The 16818-nt window shown below is 68.6% G+C and carries 13 protein-coding genes; 6 read left to right on the top strand and 7 right to left on the bottom strand.

All coding sequences use genetic code 11. The features are described 5' to 3' along the window. The first annotated feature begins 37 nt into the window (after positions 1-37). From AC4BGE_RS18250 to AC4BGE_RS18275, 6 genes are all read left to right on the top strand, one after another. The gene (locus AC4BGE_RS18250; protein ID WP_490576205.1) at positions 38-2860 is read left to right on the top strand and encodes a cation-translocating P-type ATPase; all 2823 of its coding nucleotides are present in this window, start codon (positions 38-40) and stop codon (positions 2858-2860) included. A 341-nt stretch (positions 2861-3201) separates the two neighbouring features. After that, positions 3202-3813: a stage II sporulation protein M gene (locus AC4BGE_RS18255; protein WP_490576206.1), complete on the top strand. Its 612-nt coding sequence runs from the start codon at positions 3202-3204 to the stop codon at positions 3811-3813. Between the two features lie 98 nt (positions 3814-3911). Continuing rightward, the gene (locus AC4BGE_RS18260; RefSeq protein ID WP_490576207.1) at positions 3912-5039 is read left to right on the top strand and encodes a DUF6544 family protein; all 1128 of its coding nucleotides are present in this window, start codon (positions 3912-3914) and stop codon (positions 5037-5039) included. A 27-nt stretch (positions 5040-5066) separates the two neighbouring features. After that, positions 5067-5333, top strand: coding sequence for a hypothetical protein (locus AC4BGE_RS18265; RefSeq protein WP_490576208.1), 267 nt, complete (start codon positions 5067-5069; stop codon positions 5331-5333). Next, positions 5330-6808 carry an alpha/beta fold hydrolase gene (locus tag AC4BGE_RS18270; RefSeq protein WP_490576209.1) on the top strand — a complete coding sequence of 493 codons (1479 nt, stop codon included), beginning with the start codon at positions 5330-5332 and terminating at the stop codon, positions 6806-6808. Before AC4BGE_RS18265 ends, AC4BGE_RS18270 begins: the two co-directional genes overlap by 4 nt. 32 nt (positions 6809-6840) lie before the next feature. After that, positions 6841-7413 (top strand): hypothetical protein, encoded by a 573-nt coding sequence (locus AC4BGE_RS18275; RefSeq protein WP_490576210.1) that lies wholly within the window; start codon positions 6841-6843, stop codon positions 7411-7413. Between the two features lie 14 nt (positions 7414-7427). Here AC4BGE_RS18275 and AC4BGE_RS18280 read toward each other — a convergent pair whose 3' ends face one another. The 7 genes from AC4BGE_RS18280 to AC4BGE_RS18310 form a co-directional block, all read right to left on the bottom strand. Next, positions 7428-9959, bottom strand: coding sequence for an ABC transporter permease (locus tag AC4BGE_RS18280; protein ID WP_490576211.1), 2532 nt, complete (start codon positions 9957-9959; stop codon positions 7428-7430). A 2-nt stretch (positions 9960-9961) separates the two neighbouring features. Further along, complete coding sequence (locus tag AC4BGE_RS18285; protein WP_490576212.1) at positions 9962-10726, bottom strand: ABC transporter ATP-binding protein; 765 nt, start codon at positions 10724-10726, stop codon at positions 9962-9964. Between the two features lie 52 nt (positions 10727-10778). Continuing rightward, a complete protein-coding gene (locus AC4BGE_RS18290; protein WP_490576213.1) occupies positions 10779-12092 on the bottom strand; it encodes an anaerobic C4-dicarboxylate transporter in 1314 nt (437 codons plus the stop codon). 6 nt (positions 12093-12098) lie between these two features. Then, positions 12099-13553 carry an aspartate ammonia-lyase gene (gene aspA / locus AC4BGE_RS18295; protein WP_490576214.1) on the bottom strand — a complete coding sequence of 485 codons (1455 nt, stop codon included), beginning with the start codon at positions 13551-13553 and terminating at the stop codon, positions 12099-12101. Positions 13554-13716: 163 nt separating this feature from the next. Further along, positions 13717-14223: a hypothetical protein gene (locus AC4BGE_RS18300; protein ID WP_490576215.1), complete on the bottom strand. Its 507-nt coding sequence runs from the start codon at positions 14221-14223 to the stop codon at positions 13717-13719. A gap of 201 nt (positions 14224-14424) precedes the next feature. Next, positions 14425-15063: a response regulator gene (locus AC4BGE_RS18305; protein WP_490576216.1), complete on the bottom strand. Its 639-nt coding sequence runs from the start codon at positions 15061-15063 to the stop codon at positions 14425-14427. A 19-nt stretch (positions 15064-15082) separates the two neighbouring features. Continuing rightward, the gene (locus AC4BGE_RS18310) at positions 15083-16729 is read right to left on the bottom strand and encodes a sensor histidine kinase (RefSeq protein WP_490576217.1); all 1647 of its coding nucleotides are present in this window, start codon (positions 16727-16729) and stop codon (positions 15083-15085) included. Positions 16730-16818: the final 89 nt, after the last annotated feature.

Here is a 16818-nt window from a genome sequence, read left to right on the forward strand (position 1 = left end):
CGTCGAGGGCACGGCGAATCTCAGGGGGAAACGATCAATGGATCTGGATTCGTCGACTCTGGGAGAGCTTCGCGACCCGTCGCTGCTGGGCGGCGACGTCGTCAGCCGAGAGCTGGACGTGGACCCCACCACCGGACTCTCCGAGGAGGAGGCGGCCCGCCGACTGGCCGCCGACGGCCCCAACGAGCTCCGTGGCAAGAAGCCGGTGCCGACCTGGCGGAAGGTCCTCGCGCAGTTCCAGGATCCGCTGATCTACCTGCTGCTCGCGGCCGTGACGATCTCGCTCATCGCCTGGGTCATCGACGGTGCCCCGGGCACCCCCATCGACGCCTTTGTCATCGCCGCCATCATCGTGCTCAACGCCGTGCTCGGCTACACCCAGGAGTCACGGGCCGAGGACGCCGTGGCGGCTCTCGGCACCATGACGGCCGCGGCGTCCACGGTCCTGCGCGACGGGACGCTGCGGACGGTTCCCTCAGCGGAGCTGGTCCGAGGGGACGTGCTGGTGCTCGACGAGGGCGCCGCGGTCGGAGCAGACGCACGCCTGCTGACCGCTAACTCGCTCCGGATCCAGGAGGCGTCCCTGACCGGGGAGAGCGAGGCAGTCACCAAGGACCCCACCACGCTGAGTCACCCGGCCCCTCTCGGTGACCGGCTGAACATGGTGTTCAAGGGCACCGCCGTCGCCCAGGGCACCGGACGCGCGATCGTCACCGGCGTCGGGATGGACAGCGAGGTCGGCGCCATCGCCGAGCTGCTGGACGCCACCGTCGAGGAACCCACCCCTCTGCAGGACGAGGTGGCGAGCATCAGCCGGGTCCTCGGGGCAGGGGTCGTCGTCATCGCGATCGTCGTGATGCTCACGATCATCCTGGTGGACGGGGTCACCGAGCCGAGTGACCTGGTGATCGTGCTGCTGCTGGGGGTCTCGCTCGCTGTCGCCGCGGTGCCCGAGGGCCTCCCGACCATCCTGTCCGTGGTGCTCGCCATCGGCGTGCAGCGGATGGCCAAGCGCAACGCCGTGGTGAAGAAGCTCAACTCGGTGGAGGCGCTCGGGTCGGCCTCGGTCATCTGCACCGACAAGACCGGCACCCTCACCCGCAACGAGATGACGATCCAGCGGATCGTCACGGCGTCGGGGACGGCCGAGGTGAGCGGTGTGGGATACCGCCCCGAGGGTGAGGTAGGAGGCGAGGAGGGACAGCTCACCGACACTCAGCTGCACGAGGCACGCCTCGTGCTGGGGGCTGGCTCGCTCGCCAACGACGCCCAGCTCACCGAGCGTGCCGGGACCTGGGAGATCGTGGGCGATCCGACCGAGGCCGCGTTCCTGGTGGCGGCGCGCAAGCTCGAGGGCACCACGGAACGCATGAGCCGGTTCGAACGTCGGGCGGAGATCCCGTTCACCTCCGAACGCAAGATGATGTCGACCCTGCACCAGGAGCCCGGCCACGGCGTCACCGTCCTGCTCAGCAAGGGGGCACCCGACGTACTGCTGTCCAGGTGCACCCGGCAGCAGGTGGGCCGCGACACAGAACCCTTGACCGACGCGACCAGGGCCGAGCGGCTCGCCGAGATCGAAAGCCTCTCCGCAAGCGCCTTTCGAACTCTCGGCGTCGCCTACCGCACCGTGAGCGAGGAACCCGTCAAGGCGTCCGAGGGTGACGTCGACATCGACCAGTCCTGGGAACGCGACCTGGTCTATGTCGGGGTCGTCGGCATCATCGACCCCGCTCGCACCGAGGTGGCCGCGGCCATTGGCGAGGCACACCGCGCCGGCATCCGTGTGATCATGATCACCGGGGACCACCCAAGCACCGCAAGCCGCATCGCGGAGGACCTCGGCATCATCGAGGCCGGAGACCGCGCAGTGACCGGGGTGGAGCTGGACACCCTCGACGACGAGGAGCTGCTCGTCCTCACGCGCGAGGTCTCCGTGTATGCCCGGGTGGCCCCCCAGCACAAGCTCAGGCTCGTCGACTCGCTGCAGTCCGACGGCCAGATCGTGTCCATGACCGGCGACGGCGTCAACGACGCCCCCGCCCTGAAGTCGGCAGACATCGGCGTGGCGATGGGCGTCACCGGGACGGAGGTGACCAAGGAGGCGGCGCGGATGATCCTGGCCGACGACAACTTCGCCACGATCGTCGCCGCCGTGCGTCAGGGCCGCGTCATCTTCGAGAACATCAAGAAGTTCCTGCGGTACCTGCTGTCGTCCAACGTGGGCGAGGTCCTCACCGTCTTCCTCGGCGTCGTCCTGGCCGGCGTCATTGGGCTCGACGAGGCCAGCGACGGGGCCACCGTCGTGCTGCCGCTGCTCGCCACCCAGATCCTGTGGATCAACCTGATCACCGACTCGACACCCGCGCTGGCCATGGGGATCGACCCCGAGATCGACGATGTGATGGCACGGACGCCGCGCAAGATGACGGACCGGGCAATCGACGCCCGGATGTGGAGAGGCATCGTGACCCTCGGCCTGGTCATGGCCGGGGCCACCCTCTTCTCCATCGACCTGTTCCTGCCAGGCGGCCTCGTCGAGGGCAACGACACCCTCGACGTCGCCCGCACCGCTGGGTTCACCACCCTCGTGCTGGCACAGCTCTTCAACTCCCTCAACGCCCGGTCGGAGACGACGACCGCCTTCCACGGCCTCTTCGCCAACAAATGGCTGTGGGGCGCGATCGGTCTCGGAGTGGTGCTCCAGGTCGCCGTCGTCGAGGTTCCGTTCCTCCAGGTCGCCTTCGGCACCGCATCCCTGGACCTGGCTCACTGGGCCGCGTGCGTCGCCCTCGGCTCGGTCGTGCTCTGGTACGACGAGCTCCGCAAAATGCTCCTCCGGCTGAAGGATCGTCCCTGAGAGCAGGCAGGGCCGACCGGGCCACCGGCGTATGGTCGAAGCAGTTGCCATCGTGGCGGCCGCACACAGTCGGCGGGAGTGTCGTGACAACTCAGGACGCACAGTCCATGCGGGTCCCCCAGGCGATGGTGTTGGGAGCCGGGATCGGCCTCACCCTCTGTGCGGTTCTGGGTGGCACCGCCTTCATCGCTCCCGGCATCTTGTTGGGTGCCGGGGTCGGCCTCGTCATCGGCGCGGCAGCTGCCGCCCACAGGTCGCCAACAAGCCCGTAGCGCAGGCGCCGCGTGAGGGGAACAACGTCGACTTCAGGGGTCGATCAACGACGCATCATTCCTTCCGTCTTGGTCAGCCTCCTGTGCTCCCCGCGGCTGAGCGTCCGTTTCGCGACGCTGCTCGGCCTCGGGGTCGTCGCCTTCGTCCTCTGCCAAGCCATCGCCTTCTGGTGGCTGCCCGCGGGGTTGCTGCGTGGACGCAGCGCAGGCGTGCTGGTCACAGGTGATGACGCTGGCGGCAGCTTCCTCGTCGAGTGGGCGCGCACTGCGGCGTTCAACTCGGTGATCCTGCTTCTCTTCTACGTGGCAGCCAACCTCATCCGCTTCTCCAACGGTGTGCCGCTTGGCTACCTCACCGTGGTCGTGATGCAGGTCTACTTCGGGGTCATCACTGGAACGAACTCCTTCACCATGCCCGAGACGGGCAAGATCGCGCCATCGTTCCACTGGCTAGTCACACCCGGCTTCTACGAGCTCGCGGCCTATGCCCTTGCCGCGGCAGCCACCTACCAAATCAGCAGATGGCAGGACGTCAAGATCCACGGCAGGACGAGGGCAGTCCGGATCCAGCCGTCTCAGAGAGGCAGGAGAAGTCCCCAGGTGGGGTGGGGACTGGCCGCTGCCATGGTGGTGTTGATCGCGGCGAACGGGTGGGAAGCAGGCGTCATCGTCGGACTCTGAACTGGACCCGATCGTGGGGCTCCCGGCGGGTCCGCGCTGCGGGGTTTAGCACGCGACGTCGATGGGGAGGAGAGTGGCGGGGGAAGGGACTGATCCGCATGGGCAACGCTGTTCGCTGGACCGTGATCGTCGTGCTGGGAGTACACGGGCTCATCCATCTCCTCGGTGTCGCCAAGGGGTTTGGGTGGGCAGACGTTCCCCAGCTCAAGGGACCCATCGACGCCCGGACGGGTGTCCTGTGGTTGCTGGCGGCCGTGCTCGTCCTGACCACCGCCGTCCTGATCGTCCTCGGAGCACCCACGTGGTGGTGGTTGATCGCCGCAGCCGCCGCGGTGGTGTCCCAGCTCGCCGTCGTCACGTCGTGGAGCGACGCGAGGGCGGGCACCGCGCTCAACGTGATCCTGGCCCTCGTCGCGGCCTACGGCTTCCTCTCGGTGGGGCCAACCAGCTTCCCCACCACGTGGGAGAAGCAGGCCACCCAGGCGCTCACGGACGCCGACGCGACACCCCCGGTGCTGACCGAGAAGGACCTCGCCGGGTTGCCACAGCCTCTCGCGACCTACATCCGCCGCTCGGGAGCCGTCGGCAAGCCCCGGGTCACCAGCGTGTACGCCGACTTCCACGGCCGCATCCGCAGCAGCCCGGACACCGCATGGATGACCTTCACCGGCAGGCAGGTCAACACCTTCGGGGAGCGGCCGCAGCGACTGTTCCTGATGGACGCCACCCGGTCCGGGCTCCCGGTCACCGTTCTGCACCTCTACGCCGACGCGACCGCCACCATGCGAGCCAAGGTCCTCTCGCTGGTCACCGTCGTCGACGCCTCCGGCGCCGAGATGAATCGAGGCGAGACGGTCACCGTCTTCAACGAGCTCGTCCTCCTGGCGCCCGGCGCCATCGTCGACGCCCCCTTCCGGTGGACGGCCATGGACGCCACGCACGTCCGTGGGGTCTTCACCCTCGTCGACCAGACGGTCTCGGCCGAGCTCACGTTCAACACCTCCGGCGACCTGGTCGACTTCGTCTCCGAGGACCGGTCCCGCGCCTCGGAGGATGGGAAGTCGTTCGTCCCGCAGGCGTGGTCAACCCCGCTGTCGGGATACCGCGACGCGGACGGGCACCGACTGCTCACGACGGGCGAGGGACGGTGGCAGGACCCCACGGGCTGGTTCACCTACATCGAGCTCGAGTTCGACGAGATCGCCTACAACGTGCCTAGCGTGTAGGAGCAACACCCCACAGGAGTGGTGGGCATGCGGTTGAATCGAGTGGTCCCGACCATGATCGAGGGGCGTGGCCAACGGCTGCTGCCCGCGGGGCTCACCGCGATCTCCTACACCGGCCCGGTGTCGGGCCGTGCCGTCCGCGACGGCGCCCGGTACGACGTCGTCGGACACATGCTGGCGTGTCCCCAACGTTCCCCGGCCGCGGCGACGTACCTGGCGACCCACCCCGCCAGCCGACGCGGCCTCGGGACCTCGACGCCGGTGATCGCGTTCGAACGGGTGGAGTCCTCGTGAGCAGCCGGAGCGCGGCAGGAGTGCTTCTCGTCGGCGTCGCCGGCGCGATCACGGGATGGCTCGTGCCCCGCGGACCCGTGACCACCGTCGAGGCGGTCACGGTCCTGCTGGTCATGCTGGCGGTGGGCCTGGTCGCCGGGTGGTCGACCCGCGCCCGATGGATCCTGCTCGCCGCCCCCCTGACCTTCGGGCTCGTCTTCGAGCTGGTCAGGATGAGGATCGACGGACCCACGGTGGACGGCATCTCCCTCGACGGCCTGTACGGCGTCATCGCGCTGGTCGGCGGCCGCGGGGTCGATGCCGTGCTGATGCTGCTGCCGCTGGTGGTCGGCTGCGGCTGGGGACTGGTCCTGGCGCGCCGCATCGAACACTCCCCCGGCGTGCAGTCGCCTGGCGGGCGGCGACTGGTACGCCGTGTCGTCCTGGCGCTCTCGACCGTGGCAGTGGTTCTGCTGGCCGCCGGTCTGCTCCGACCCGCGTCGACCGAGCGCATCGTCGGTGCCGACGGCGACGCGGTGCCCGGCAGCATCGCCGAGCTGGTCGAGGTACCGATCGGCGGCCACAAACAGGCCATCATGCTCCGCGGCCACTCCGCGCAGGCGCCGGTCCTGCTGTTCCTCGAGGGCGGCCCGGGCGGGACCGGGATCGGCCGGATCCGCAACTCCGGCGAGGACCTGGAGCAGGACTTCGTCGTCGCCACCTGGGACCAGCGCGGCACCGGCAAGTCCTTCCACGCGCTGGAACCGACCTCCACCCTCACCCTCGACCAGATGGTCCAGGACACCCTCGAGGTCACCCAGTACCTGCGCGACCGGTTCGAGGAGCAGAAGATCTACCTCGTCGGCAGCTCCTGGGGCACCATCCTCGGGACGAAGGCGGTCCAGGACTCCCCCGAGCTGTTCCACGCCTACATCGGCACCGGACAGATGGTCGACCCGTTCGAGACCGACCAGCTGATGTACGCCGAGAGCCTCCAGGACGCGGAGGCCAGGGGCGACGACGACGCCGTCGACGCGCTGCTCGACCTCGGTCCCCCACCCTACGACGACACCCTGGACTACCCCGTCGCGATCGCGTCCAACCCCAAGTGGATCGACTTTGAGCACGGCGAGGACTACAACCCCGCTTCGGAGTACCCGTCCAGCCTGCTCGTCGGTGAGTACACGCTCGTGGAGCAACTGCGTGGGATGGCCGCCATCGCCGAGACGTTCCACGTGCTGTATCCCCAACTGGAGGGCACGGACTTCCGGGAGCAGGTGCCGCGCCTGGCCGTCCCCGTCTACCTGGTCGAAGGCCGACACGAGGCGGCCGGGCGGGAGAGCCTGGCCCGCGAGTGGTTCGACGCGCTGGCCGCTCCCAGCAAGGAGTACGTGGTCTTCGAACAGTCCGGGCACACCCCGCCGTACGACGAGCCGGGCCGGTTCGCCGACCTGATGTCCCAGGTCCACACCGGCACCGAGCCCGGAACCCTATGACCACGAGGCGCCAACCCCGCGACCGCGCGAGTGTGGACCTGTACTGGCTGCCACTGGGCGCCGGCGCCGGCGGCCAGTGCGTGCGCGGCAGCGGTCGCCTCTACGAAGCCCTCATCGCCATCCGGAAGCACCGCCCACCGGTCGACCTGTACCACTCGGCGCTGATCGTCCACCTGGACGGCCACGACCACGCCATCGAGATGGCACCCGTCTGGGCCACCAAGCACCATGACCGAGGCGTCGTCTCCGAAGGGCCGGTCGGGTCCCGCGCGTGGGGCCGCTCGCGGATCTTCCGCTATGAGATCCGCTGCTGGCGCGACGGCGCCATCCCGGACGCCGCCACGGCGGTTGAGAGCCCTCACCGCCTCAGCACCAACCGCGCCCAGGCACGGCAGGTGCTCGACCTGGTCCCGTGCTGTCCCACGGCCACCTGGGGCCGAGACGAGCAGCACGCCGGTGAGATGTGGAACTCCAACTCGCTCACCTCGTGGCTGCTCACCCGTAGCGGGCACGACCTCGCCGCCGTCCGACCCCCCGAGGGTGGTCGCGCACCCGGATGGGCAGCGGGGTCAGCCGTCGCCGGACCCTTCAGCACCCCGTCGTAATCACCCGCAGTCGATCAGTCGAGCGCGATGGCCCCGAGCACGTCCACGTTGCTCGCACGTCGGGCCGGGCCGATCGCGGCCAGGACTCCCACTGCGGCAGCGCCCACCAGGTAGGCCAGCAGCTGCGTGATCGGAACCACCACGGTGGTGACGCCCTCGCTGGACAGGGCACGGCTCAACGCGATGCCCGAGAGCGTCCCCAGCCCGACGCCGGTGACGGCGCCCAGGAGAGCCATCAGGACCGATTCACGACGCACGATCCCTCGGATCTGCCTGCGCGTGGCTCCCACGGCACGCATGAGTCCCAGCTCCCTCGTCCGTTCCAGGACGGAGAGCACGAGGGTGTTGACGATGCCGAGGATTGCGACGACGACGGAGAGAAGCAGCAACGCCAGCACCACTCCTAGCAGCTGGTCCATGGAGGCCTCAGCGTTCTCGGTCAGCTCCACGGGGCTGCTGACCGTGACGTTCGGATGGGCGTCGAGCGTGGCCCCGATCAGCTGCTCGGTCGCGGCGAGGTCGGCGTGCTCGACTGCGGAGATGAGGACCACGGTGTCGAGCGTGGAGGTCACGTGGGCGGCGAAGTCCTCGAGCGAGACCACGTAGGAGGAGTTGAGGAGATTGGTCGGGCCCTCGGCAAGCGTGCCGACGACGGTCAGCGTCGTCTCACCTGTCTCCGGAAACGTGACGGTCACGGAGTCGCCGACCCCCACCCCCAGTGCCTGCGCCTCGGCGAGGCCGACGATCACGGTGCCGGGGACTAGGTCGAGCGCTCCGACCGATCCCTCGAGATCCATCACACGGTCAAGGTGGGTGGGGTCCAGCGCCACGACCGTGGCCCGGCTCCCGTCGACCTCGGCGCCTGTGTACTTCACCTCCACCACCGCGTCGACACCGTCCACGCCGCGAACGGCGGTCGCTGCGGCCGGGCTGATCCCGGCGCCGGCCCCGAGGGGCTGCAGGAAGAAGTCGGCCCGGTTGCTGGCCGTCACTGTCTCGCCCACCGACTCGCGCAGGGACGAAGCGGTCACGGTCACCGCGGCGACGACGGCGACCCCGATGGTGAGGGCGAGCGCCGTGGCCGCCGCCCGTCGCGGAGCGCGATTGACGTTGCGGGACGCGAGCCGCCAACCGCCGCCCCGGCGTCCACGGCCGGCTAGCCGGGCGGTCCCTCGAGCGAGCGAGGGCCCGGCGACGATGAGGCCGGCGAACGTCGTCAGGGTCGCCACACCGGTCAGCGCCGGGAGGTCTCCGAGCACCGCGCAGCAGACCAGTCCCAGAATCCCGACGCCCAGCAGGACCCACCCGGCGCGGCGTCGGCGGTCGCTCACCTCGCCGGTGACTGGGGTGGCGTCCCTTAGTGCTTCGACCGGGTCGACCCGAGTTGCCGCCCACGCCGGGATCCCTGCCGCCACGAGGGTGACCCCAACGCCCACACCCAAGGTCGCCACGACGGTGCGTGGCTCGATCGTCACCGCGGTGGTGGGGATCTCGATCCCAATCAGGGTCAGGAGCTGACGGATGCCGAGAGCCAGGCCCGCGCCGGCCAGGAGACCAACCCCCGAGGCGAGCAACCCGACGACGCTCGACTCGAGCAGGACCCCGCCGAGCACCTGAGCTCGGGTCGCACCCACCGCGCGCAGCAGCCCCACCTCCCGTCGACGCTGGGCGACCATGACGTTGAAGGTGTTCCAGATGACGAAGGAGCCGACGAGGAGGGACACCGCGGCGAAGACGAGCAGCACCTGGGTGAAGATCGCCAACCCTGACTGCATGGCCTCCGAGCCCTCCTCAGCCACCGTCTGCCCGGTAAGGACCTCGACACCGTCCGGCACCACACCCGCGATGTCGGCCATCACGTCGTCGGCGCTGGTCCCGGACTCAGTGAGGACTGAGATCTGGTCCACGCCGCCGTCCTTGCCCAGCACCCGCTGAGCCGTGGGAAGGTCGAACCCGGCCAGTGTTGCGCCGGCGAGACTGTCGTTCTCCCCGAACCCCGTGATGCCGACGAGGGTGAACTCGTGGGTCCCGTCGTGCAGGACGACCGCAACTCTGTCCCCCACGGCGTACCCGGCGCTCTCAGCGGAGCGGGCATCGATCGTAACCTCGTCCGACCCGACCGGCGCGACTCCCTCGCGGATGGTGAAGTCGCCCGCCAGTTCGGCGTCGCCGTTGACACTGGACCCCAGGGTGGGTGCGCCGCCGGGCTGGATCGGCTCGCCGTCCTTGTCGAGGAGCAGCGCGAAACCGGTCACCGAACCCTCTGCCAGCTCCACCCCGGGGACCGCCGCGATCGTCCCGACGAGAGCCTCGTCCAGAGGTCGCGCCTCTGCCTGGAAGCCGTAGTCGGTGTAGGCGACCTCGGAGCGCACCACCACGTCGGTGTCGGCGTTGAGTCCGGCGTACAGGTCGTCGAAGGCCCGGTTCATGGTGTCGGACAGGACGAAGGTTCCGGAGACGAACGCGACCCCGATGGTGATCGCTGCGGTGGTCAGCAGGAGCCGCAGCTTGTTCATCAACAGGCTGCGCAGTGAGAGACGAAGCATGGTCAGCTCCCCAGGCGCTTCATGGTGTCGAGAACCGCCTCATGGGTGGGGGCGGCCACCTCTTCCACCACCGAGCCGTCGACCAGGAACACGACTCGATCGGTGTATCCGGCAGCCCTGGGGTCGTGGGTCACCATCACGACGGTCTGGCCCAGATCGTCGACGGCGGTCCTGAGAAAGGTCAGCAGTTCCGAACTGGCCCTGGTGTCCAGGGCTCCGGTCGGTTCGTCGGCGAAGACCACCTCGGGTCGCTCCACCAGGGCACGAGCGATCGCCACGCGTTGTTGCTGGCCGCCGGAGAGCTGAGAGGGGCGGTGGTGCAGCCGGTCGGCGATCTTGAGGGTGGAGACCACGGAGTCGAACCAGTCAGGGTCGACCTTCCGGCCTGCCAAGTCCGCGGGCAGCGTGATGTTCTCCTCCGCCGTCAGGGGCGCGAGCAGGTTGAACGCCTGGAACACGAACCCCAGTCGGTCCCGGCGCAGAATCGTGCGCTGTCGGTCCGAGAGAGTGGCGAGGTCGGTGTCGCCGATGAACGCCTGCCCGGACGTAAGCGTGTCGAGTCCGGCCATGCAGTGCATGAGGGTCGACTTCCCCGAACCTGAAGGCCCCATGATCGCCGTGAAGGCACCGGCGGCAAAGCCGACGCTGACGTCGTCGAGGGCGACCACCTCGCTACCGCCCATCCCGTAGGTCTTGCGTGCATCCTGGACTCGGGCCGCCAGAGCGCCCACCTCGGGAACGGGCTCGAGGGTCTCGGTGCTGGTCATGGTGTCCGTTCTTGTCTTTGCCGGGGTCTTGTCTTTGCGGGATGTTCGAGGGCTACAAGATGAGCGAGCCGAACAGGAATCCCAGGGCAACAGCGATGGTGATGTTGATGGCGCCGGGGATGAGGAACGGGTGGTTGAAGACATACTTGCCGATCTGTGTGGTGCCGGTGTCGTCCATCTCGACCGCTGCGAGCAGGGTGGGATAGGTGGGCAGCACGAACAGTGCGGAGACTGCCGGGAAGGCGGCCACCGCCGCCACAGGTGCGATGCCGATGGCCAGGGCCGTGGGCATCAGGGCCTGCGTGGTTGCGGCTTGGGAGTAGAGCAGGGCCGAGGCAAAGAACAGGACCACGGCAAGCATCCAGGGTTGGCTGCTGAGCAGGTCACCTGAGAAGTCGGTGATCTCCTCCACGTGCTCGGTGACGAACGTGGTGCCCAACCACGCGACTCCCAGCACGCAGATGCTCGCGCTCATGCCGGACTTGAACGTCGACGCGGAGAGGATGTCGGGGGTCTCCACCTTGCACACGAGGACGATTGCCGCCGCGATGGACAACATGAAGGTGATGATCGCGGCGTCGCGCTCCATGACGGGGTTGGCGATGAGCCCGACGTTCTCGCTGATGGCCGTCGCGTAGCCCATGACGCCCACCAGTCCGATCAGGAAGATCACCACCGAGAGCCGCGCCCGAGGCAGGATCGAGTGCCCGGTCGACTCGTTCGTCGACACGGTCCCGGCGGCCATCCGGCGCTGGTACTCGGGGTGCGAGCTCAGGTCGGTGTCACCGCGCGCCTTGTCGATGGCCATCATGATCGGGGCGGTCGCGATGCAGGCCAGGAACGTGGAGGGAATTGCCACCGCCAGCACCTCCAGGTAGTCCACCCCCTGGTTCTCGAGCATGCCCGAGAAGATCACCACGGCGGCCGAGACCGGTGACGCGGTGATGGCGATCTGGGAGGCGACCACGGCGACCGAGAGCGGCCGCGACGGTCGAATGTTGTTCTCCTTGGCCAGTTCGACGATCACCGGCATGGTTGAGAACGCGGTGTGGCCTGTGCCGGCCATGAAGGTCATCAGGTAGGTGATGACCGGGGCCAGGAAATTCAGGTGCTTGGGGTTCCTGCGCAGGATGCGGTCGGCGAGATCGACGAGGTAGTCCATGCCTCCGGCCACCTGCATTGCGGCCACGGCCGCGATGACGCTCATGATGATGGAGATGACCGCCAGCGGGAGCTCCCCCGGGGTCACCCCCAGGAGCGCCAGCACCAGCACGCCGAGCCCACCGGCGAAGCCGATGGCGATCCCACCCAGTCGGGCCCCCAGGAAGATGGCGGCGAGGACGACCGCGAACTCCACGAAGATCACGGCCCGTCACACCCTCAGCGGAAGGTCATCGGCAGCAGCGGCGGCGGCGTAGATCTTGCCGCGGTACTGCGGTCGCATCAGGTTCTCCGGAGCGAGGTGGATGTCCAGCTCGGCCTCGGTGAGAAGCCCCATCTCCAGCACGACCTGGCGCACGCTCTTGCCGGTCCGGGCGCACTCCTTGCCGACCAAGTCACCGTTGTGGTGACCGATCGAGGGGTTCAGGAAGGTGACGATGCCGATGGAGTCCATCACGTGGTCGTGGCACACCTCAGGGTTCGCCGTGATCCCGTCGATGCACCGGACCCGAAGGTTCTGGCACGCGTTGGTGAGCAGGCTGACCGACTCGAAGAGCGCCTGAGCGATGACCGGCTCCATGACGTTGAGCTGGAGCTGACCTGCGCCTGCGGCCATCGAGACCGTGACGTCGTTGCCGATCACCTTGAAGCAGACCTGGTTCACGACCTCCGGGATCACCGGGTTCACCTTGGCCGGCATGATCGAGGAGCCCGCCTGCAGCTCGGGCAGGTTGATCTCGTTGAGCCCGGCACGCGGACCAGACGACAACAGTCGAAGGTCGTTGCACACGGTGCCGAGCTTGACCGCCAAGTGCTTGATGGCGGCGTGCATGGAGACGTAGGCCCCGGTGTCGGACGTCGCCTCGATGAGGTCGTCGGCCGGTACGATCGCCAGGCCGGTGACCGCCGCGAGCTTGTCGGCCGCGCAGCGCGGGTAGCCGTCCGGGGTGTTCAGCCCGGTCCCGATGGCGGTGCCTCCCAGATTGATCTCCAGGAGCAGCTCGCCGGCTCGGGTGAGGCGTCGGATCTCGTGACGCATCAGGGCACCCAGCGCCGCGAACTCCTGGCCCAGAGTCATCGGGACGGCGTCCTGGAGCTGGGTCCGGCCCATCTTCAGGACGTTCCGGAACTCCTCCGCCTTCGCGTCGAAGGCGTCCGCCAGGGCCGCAACTTCCAACTCCAGGCCGTCAACGACGCTGAGCACTGCCAGGTGCAGTCCGGTGGGGTAGGCGTCGTTGGTGGACTGGCACTGGTTCACGTGCTCGTTGGGGCTGATCACGTCGTAGCGCCCCTTCGCCAACCCCAGGTGCTCGAGCGCCAGATTGGCGACCACCTCGTTGGTGTTCATGTTGACCGAGGTGCCCGCGCCGCCCTGGAACACGTCGACCGGGAACTGGTCCATGCAGCGGCCCTCGAGAAGGATCGCGTCGCATCCGGCGACGATGGCGTCAGCCACGTCCGCAGGAATCGTGCCGAGCTCTTTGTTCGCCATGGCGGATGCCCGCTTCACCATGACCATCCCCCGGATCATCTCGGGGAAGTCGTTGATGCTCGCCGAGCTGATCTGGAAATTCTGCATCGCACGGACGGTGTGAATGCCGTAATAGGCCTCGGCAGGCACCTCCCGCGTTCCCAGCAAATCTTCTTCGATGCGGGTGGTTACCACGATGCAACGCTCTCTTCTTATGGTTGCGAAAGGTCGCTTGTCCACGGCCTCGCTGGGTGCCGGCGGGGGGTTCCCCGGGCACCGTGCTCCCACCAGACCACGGCACCGACCAACGCACAGGTGCCGAAAGTCCCAACCGGTAGGGCAGTCTCGCAGTCCCTCGCTAGTCTCCGGCGGCTGTGACCCCGGCGTCCGACTGCCGGATCAGCTCCGAGACCAGCGCCTCACCGATGCGCAGGGTGTCGTCGAGGGCGCGGATGCCCTCCTGGATCCTGCCGACCTCCAGTGCCCACTTCGCTGCGGCCATTCCCTGGACGAGCGTGTCGTTGACCTCGACCGCTTGTCGGCGCAGCATCTCGTGGGACTCGTGGGCCGCCCGCTCCCGCTCGGCGCGCCTGAGCCGGTCCGAGGCGTCGCCGAGGAGGTAGCCCACCAACAGGATGGGGATCGCACGGGACCCCCATCCCACGGTCGAGAGCTCGACGTTCTCGACCAGGACCCACAGGCCGATCAGGGTCAGCGCCACGAGTGAGGACACGATCCCCGACCAACGTCCCCAGGCGAGTGCGGTGAGGCTGATCGGGAGGATGTAGAGCATCGTGACGCCGAGGGTGGCATCGTCCCCCTGCGCTACCCGCAGCACGGTGATGATGACGAAGAGGAAGGCCACCGTGGCCACGGTGAACCGAGGTCGGCGCAGGAACCAGGGCCCGTGCGGCCCCTGCGGAATCGGCTTCGTGCTCCTGTGCATATGCGTCACCCACTGTCTCGACCGTGCCCGTCCTTCGAGCGTGCACGGGCGGCGCGTGTGGCGGCAGGGCTGGAAGTCCCTCGGCGTATCGGCGCAGGTCATCTCGCGGCGGTGCGACCGCTATGGTGACTCCAGTCCCTGGTCGAGGAGCTTGGTGGCCATGACAGCGGCCTGCGTGCGGCTCTCCAGCCCAAGTTTCGTCAGCACGGTGGAGACATAGTTCTTCACCGTCTTCTCCGCCAGTGCCATCCGCTCGCCGATCTGCCGATTGGTCAGACCTTCGGCCAGGAAGCCCAGAAGGGCCAGCTCCTGCTTGGTCAGGTGCGACAGCTCCGGGGCGACCACGTGTGGGTGGCGCACCCGGTCCAGCACCCGTTCGATCAGGGAGGGATCGATGAGCGACTGACCACCCGCCACCCGGCGGATCGCGTCCAGCAGGTCCGAGCCGCGGGTGTGCTTGAGGACGTAACCGGAGGCACCGGCCATGATCGCGGCGAACAGGGCCGCGTCGTCGTCGTACGAGGTCAGGATGAGTCCCCGGATGCTGGGATCGACCTCCCTGACCGCCCGGCACACGTCGATCCCGGAGCCGTCAGGCAGTCGTGCGTCGAGGATCGCGACGTGCGGTCGCAGCGCGGGAATCCGGCTGGTCGCCTCGACCGCGGACCCCGACTCACCCACCACCTCGATGTCCTCGGCGCTCTCCAGCAGCCAGTGCAGCCCGTCGCGGACGACCTCATGATCGTCGAGCAGGTACACCCGGATCGGTTCTCCACGCTCACTCGGTGGTGTGCTGGTCACTGGCATCTCCTGGTCTCGCTGGCTTCAGGGGCACCGACCACACCAGCGCCGTGCCCCCCTTCGGGGTCTTGCGGATCTCCATCCTGCCGCCGCGGCGTCGGGCACGCTCTCGCAGGTTGGCGAGTCCGCCGGCAGTGGCGATCTCACCGATTCCTGTGCCGTCGTCGGTGACGCTCGCCTCCACACGGGTGGCGGTGGCAGAGACCCGGACCTGGGCACTGCGCGCCCGTCCGTGGCGGACGGCGTTGGACAGTGCCTCGCGTACGACCGCGAGCAGGTCGATCGCGAGCTCGGGATCAGCCACCGTGTCCAACGGTCCCGCGACCACGACTTCGGGAGCGTTCTGGAATCCCGCGACCCCGTCGACCAGCCGGTGCAGCTGCGCCCGCGGCGACGCCTCGGTGCCTGACCGCAGGGCGAAGATCACCTCCCGCATCTGTACGATGGTCGCGTTGATCTCGTCGATCGTCACCTCGATCCGGTGGGCGTCCGCCGGCGCCTCGATCCGACTCGCCAGGGCGCTCAGCCTGAGTCCCGTCGCGTAGAGCCGCTGGATGACGTGGTCATGCAGGTCTCGGGCGATCCGGCTGCGGTCCTCGAGCCTGGTGAGCAGATCGTGCGCTTTTTGCATCCGGGACTGTCCCAGCACCACCCCGATGTGTGCGGCGAACGACTCCGCCATCTCCCGGTCTCGGGCAAGGAACGGTCCCCGCTCACGGGCACTCTCCAGGCAGAGCGCACCACGCACGCCCTGTGCGCCGGAGAGCGGTACGACGATCGTGCGCGTGGCCCGCTTTCCCTCGGGCGCGTCGTCGACGAGGGTGACACCCCTGGTCATGGCCTCGTGGGCGGGCGACCCGGTCAACGGGATCTCCTCACCCACGCGCCGTGCCGCCCCGTCGCCATAGGCATGGCAGACCGTGAGGGCCGATTCGTCACCGGTGACGAGCAGCACCGAGGCCCGGTCGGCTCCCGCGAGCTCGCTGGCCCTGCGCAGCAGCATCCCCACCGAGTCCCCTCCCACCGAATCATCCCCCAACGAGCCATCCGTCAGGGAGGCGGCGTCGCGCGCAGCGGTCGCCAAGGCTGTGGACCAGCGGGCGCGGTACCTGGTCTCCTCGTGGAGCCTGGCGTTCGCGATCGCGATCCCGGCGGCGGCGGAAAACGCCTCGATCAGTTGCTCGTCGTCGGCGGAGAAGGTCCCGGCGCGACAGTTCGTCACGTAGAAGGTGCCGAGGACCTCACCGCGCACGCGGATCGGCACGCCCAGGAAGTCCGTCATCGGCGGGTCGTGTGGTGGGAACCCGTCGAAGAGTGGATGAGTCGCGGTGTCGGCTGCACGGAGGGGTCCTCGGTCACTGAGCAATGCGCCGAGCAGGCCGCGTCCCGGGGGAAGCTCGCCGCCCCCGCGGGCGACCTCGTCGTCGAGACCGACGTGAATGAACTCGGCGAAGCCCTGTCCGTTCTCGGTCAGCACTGCCAGGGCGCCGTACCGGGCGTTCAGCAGATCCACGGCCGCCTCGACCACCCGGCGGAGCACCTCGCGAAGATCCAGGGCGCTGGTGAGCTCGAGGTTGGCACGCAGGATGGCCCGCAGCCCTGCCTCGGGTCCTCGTTCTCCCACTGCTTCCCCCAAATCGCGTAGCCGTTGCCCCAGTGTGCACTGCTGGACCCGCGCCCGGGACGAAGTGCCCCCGGTCAGGTGCCCGGCGG

The sequence above is a fragment of the Nocardioides sp. Z50_6 genome, assembly GCF_058215755.1.